This is a genomic window from Methanophagales archaeon (assembly GCA_021159465.1).
Taxonomy (GTDB): Archaea; Halobacteriota; Syntropharchaeia; order Alkanophagales; family Methanospirareceae; genus G60ANME1.
On sequence record JAGGRR010000131.1, the window covers coordinates 1 to 4,038 of the forward strand.

4 protein-coding genes are annotated in these 4,038 nt (G+C 46.3%); 2 read left to right on the top strand and 2 right to left on the bottom strand.

Features of this window, described 5'->3' with window-relative positions; all coding sequences use genetic code 11:
- Positions 1 to 97 precede the first annotated feature (97 nt).
- Together J7J01_06180 and J7J01_06185 are read left to right on the top strand one after the other, a co-directional pair.
- Entirely contained in the window at positions 98 to 664 is a 567-nt protein-coding gene (locus J7J01_06180) for a signal peptidase I (protein MCD6210463.1), read from the top strand.
- A gap of 1 nt (position 665) precedes the next feature.
- Entirely contained in the window at positions 666 to 2,021 is a 1,356-nt protein-coding gene (locus tag J7J01_06185; GenBank protein MCD6210464.1) for an exodeoxyribonuclease VII large subunit, read from the top strand.
- 6 nt (positions 2,022 to 2,027) lie between these two features.
- Here the strand turns inward: J7J01_06185 and J7J01_06190 are convergent, their stop codons facing one another.
- Together J7J01_06190 and rimI are read right to left on the bottom strand one after the other, a co-directional pair.
- Complete coding sequence (locus J7J01_06190; protein MCD6210465.1) at positions 2,028 to 3,590, bottom strand: dihydropteroate synthase-like protein; 1,563 nt, start codon at positions 3,588 to 3,590, stop codon at positions 2,028 to 2,030.
- Positions 3,517 to 4,038, bottom strand: a 522-nt coding sequence (gene rimI / locus J7J01_06195) for a ribosomal protein S18-alanine N-acetyltransferase (protein ID MCD6210466.1), incomplete at its 5' end; no start/stop codon positions are given. The genes rimI and J7J01_06190, both read right to left, overlap by 74 nt.

Below are 4,038 nucleotides of genomic sequence, written 5' to 3' on the forward strand. Positions count from 1 at the left end.
TACTCCTTATTATGTTATGCTCTCATTTTTAAACCTTTTATAGTAGTAAAGGGAGTATAATACCAAATAAATACAAATAGCAAACGAGGTTGAAAATATGGCAATGAAGGGGGCACTGATAGAAACAGGTAAGAGTCTGATGGAGGCGGTGTTGATTGTTGGTCTTATAATAGTGGTGGCATATGCGCTCACGGGTACGTGGCACATCGGCTATGCTGTTGAGTCCGGGAGTATGGTACCAAACATGCAGGTAGGGGATTTGATATTCGTACAATCACCGCATCGCACACATATCATAACGTATGAGGAGGGTATGCAGTGCAATTATAAATCATTCAATAATTACGGGGATGTGATCATATACAGACCAGATGGGTTCTCTTCCATAACACCGATTATACACCGTGCGATGTACTGGGTGAACAAGGGAGATAAGATGCCTGATGGTAGACCTGCGCCTCATGCAGGTTACATTACAAAGGGTGATAATAATAGTGCCTATGACCAGCAGTGTCTGGCTGTGAGGGTTAGTGATGGCAGGTGGGTCAGGATTGAGCCAGTGAAGCCAGAATGGGTCATAGCGGTAGCAAGGGTGCGTGTTCCTTATCTGGGATACCCTTCACTTATATTGAAGAAACCCGCACTCATAAAAGAGATGTTATAAAATGGTAAAGCCAAAGATAACACTACTGGACTTCCTGCATCTGAAGAAAGAAGATGATACTGCTGCTGCGGTGATAGAGGAAGATGTACCGGGCGAAGGAGAAGTAGGAGAAGGAGAAGAAAAGGAAAAAGAAAAAACTCATACTCGTATATACTCTGTATGGGAAATAACGCGCTACATCAGGCAGAAATTGGATAGTGATGAGTTATTAAGGGATATTTATATAAAGGGTGAGCTCTCCAATGTGAGTCAACCCACTTCCGGGCATGTCTATTTCACACTCAAGGATGAATATTCAGAGTTGCGGTGTGTGATGTTTCGTAATAGGAATGCATTACTGAAATTTAGGCTTGAAGATGGTATGAGTGTGATAGTCCGGGGGCATATAAGCGTGTATGAGAAACGGGGCAGGTATCAGTTGTATGTAGAAGAGCTGCAGGAATCGGGTATAGGTGCGCTATATCGAGCTTTTGAGCAATTGAAGAAGAAGCTTAAGGACGAAGGCATGTTCGATGCCACACATAAGAAGCCGATACCGGTTATTCCCCATACCATAGGCATTATCACCTCCCCTACCGGTGCAGCCATCCGTGATATGATAAACATCACGAGGCGGCGATTCCCTCATGTGCATATCCTGCTGGCACCGGTAGCAGTACAGGGCGAAGAAGCTGCTCCTCAGATTGTTAATGCCATCAAGCTGATGAATCGTGTGAATAGGGAACTTGAGAAGGTGGATGTGCTCGTGGTGGGACGAGGTGGTGGTTCAATAGAAGAGCTGTGGGCATTTAACGAGGAGAGTGTAGCAAGAGCGATATTTGCATCTGAAATTCCTGTAATATCGGCAGTGGGGCATGAAACCGACTTCACCATCTCGGATTTCGTTGCAGACCGGCGAGCGGCAACACCATCAGAAGCTGCTGAGCTGGTCGTGCCTGATAAGCGGCAGATAGAGAAGAATATGAGCACGCTTGAGCTGCAGTTGCGGCAGAACATCTACAAACTGATAGAGCAGCAAAGGCGGAGACTTGAGAGTATAGAAAAGAACGTCCTGTTCAGAAAGCCCACTGAGAGGATAAACCAATATCGGCAGATGGTGGACGAAGTGAAGAGAACCCTGATTGCTGAGGTTATGCATCGTGTGCAGCTACACAGGAAGGGTTTACAGGCTCTTAATGGTAAACTTGATGCTTTAAGTCCGCGAGCAATCCTCGAAAGGGGTTATAGTATCTGCTTGAAGGAACAAAAGGTGGTGAGGAGTGTGATGGATATCTCGACCGGGGACATGCTAAGAATCCTATTCCGGGATGGGGAAGCGATTTCAGAGGTGAAGGAGAAGAAGCATGAAGAGGCATGAAGCATATCAAAATAGAGTTCCATCCTGCTCATAACCCCTGTTAAGGTATAGTGCGAGCTCAGCCTTCATCAATTCCCTGCTCAGGTATGATGCATGCTCCAGCAGCGAGACCTTCTTCAGCCGCAGGATTGTATCCATCACTTCCTTCGCATTCAAACCCACTATCTGGATACCAGAGGGCAGGTGCTTAGCATATATCTTTCGTCTGCCTCCAACCTCACAGATACCGATTTCAAAAGACCCTGCGGGGTCGAGCCGCCATTTCTTCGCGCCTCTTGCTTCTATAACATCTGTATCGGCGTTAATTTGCAATACTGGCTTACTTCGTTTCTCTTTCATGATGAGAAGATCGAGTCCGAGGTCCTTAGGTGTGCTATTACGAGCTTTCGAGAGCATCATCATCTCCGATGCCACTCTTAATTCCTTCACACTACCCTTCGCCTTGGCACTGTATTCGGGTGTAAAAAGGATATCAGCACCTATATCAGAGGCAATGCCAGCTAAAAGTGCGTTCACGCCGACAGAGTCGGCATCCATGAGCTCCGTTACGTTACCGGCACCGAAGAATAGTGGTGTACACTTATCCAGCAGCCTGAAGAGATAATACCGGTGCAGTGACTCTCCTATTCCGTAGCCGACGGCATCAAGAACAGGGTCTGCTATTACGCGCTTGATGCCCATCTCACGTGCGGTATTTATGTTCGTAAGCAGTGTGGATAATTTAAGACCAGTATTGGTATCGGTATCGGGCACAACAACCGCTGCTATATCATTTCTCGCTATTGCATCCCCAACTGCAGAGATATTCGCACTGTTGAGGCTGAGCACCATATCGGCACCTGACTCTATGCCCGCGAGTATAAGTTCCTGCTCCATAGTATCAACAGAGATGGGGAGCTCAGGTGCGAAACTACGAGCAGCCTTAACCGCCCTTCTCACATCCGCAGGATTCGCACCTATATGAACGCCAATATCCACAATATCGGCGCCACTCTCGATGAAGTATTCCATCCTGTGTTGGATATCCGCATCATCCATCAGAGTTGCATCCACAAGCTCTGCACAGACCTTCATCCTCGTAACCCCTCCTATTTTCACACCTCTCAGCCTGAACTTATCCTTCGCTCTTTCCTCTAATACCCGTAAGAGCTGTTTAGCATCCTCTTTCCTCTTCATGCTCAGTAATACATCGGCAGGTATCCGGGTAGAGAATTCTATTCTATCAGCGAATTTCAAAATTTCGGTGATGTCGTATGCGTTCCGCGGTCCCAATCGAACAGGTGTCTTCAGCTCTCGCTCTAAATGAGAGAAATTGGCTTTGCAAAGTCCTGAGACCAGAATGAGGTCATACTTATTACCATTACCGGATTGTGTAACGAGTGCCCTTCTCAACGACGCTGGTGTTGAAAATGCTGCTATATCCAGGTCTTGTGTGAGTACTTCACATTGCAGCGCAGAAGCTGAACTACCGTCTATATCTATATTCTTTACCGCATCACGAACCATCCACTCTGCCTTCCTTCCCGTGGCTAATAGGATTCTCATCTGTAAATGTAAATCTTTTCTCATACACTATGGCATCTTCACCGTCTGCGTAATAGCCATGTATAACAAAAGCGGGTTTAAAACCCTGACGCTCGTAGAACCTTATTGCTTCTTTGTTACTCTTCCGTACTTCCAGTGTAACTCGCTCAAAACCGTCATTGTAGAATTCTTCGTACAACCGCCGCAATAAGCTACTCCCTATTCCCTTCCTTCTATACTCACGCTCCACAGCGATCCCGGAGACATGCCCGTGTCCATCCTTCACCGCTCCCGCAACAAAACCGATAACATCATACCCGTCATACCCCTGTCCATGCTCTTCTTTTCCCCTGTCCTTTTCCTTGTGAATGACCGCAATGAGGAAATATTTCTTGAAATAGTGATATAATCTGGCGATATCAGAAGCTGTATTTATCGTTTTTATATTCCTGCGCCATATATTTGCGATATCACGTAAATCGGAGTTTTCTGC

Bases quoted from the DNA above. Each gene is read 5' to 3' on its own strand.
- J7J01_06180 (MCD6210463.1), top strand. From the start codon at position 98: ATGGCAATGAAGGGGGCACTGATAGAAACAGGTAAGAGTCTGATGGAG.
- J7J01_06185 (MCD6210464.1), top strand. From the start codon at position 666: ATGGTAAAGCCAAAGATAACACTACTGGACTTCCTGCATCTGAAGAAA.
- J7J01_06190 (MCD6210465.1), bottom strand. From the start codon at position 3,590: ATGAGAAAAGATTTACATTTACAGATGAGAATCCTATTAGCCACGGGA.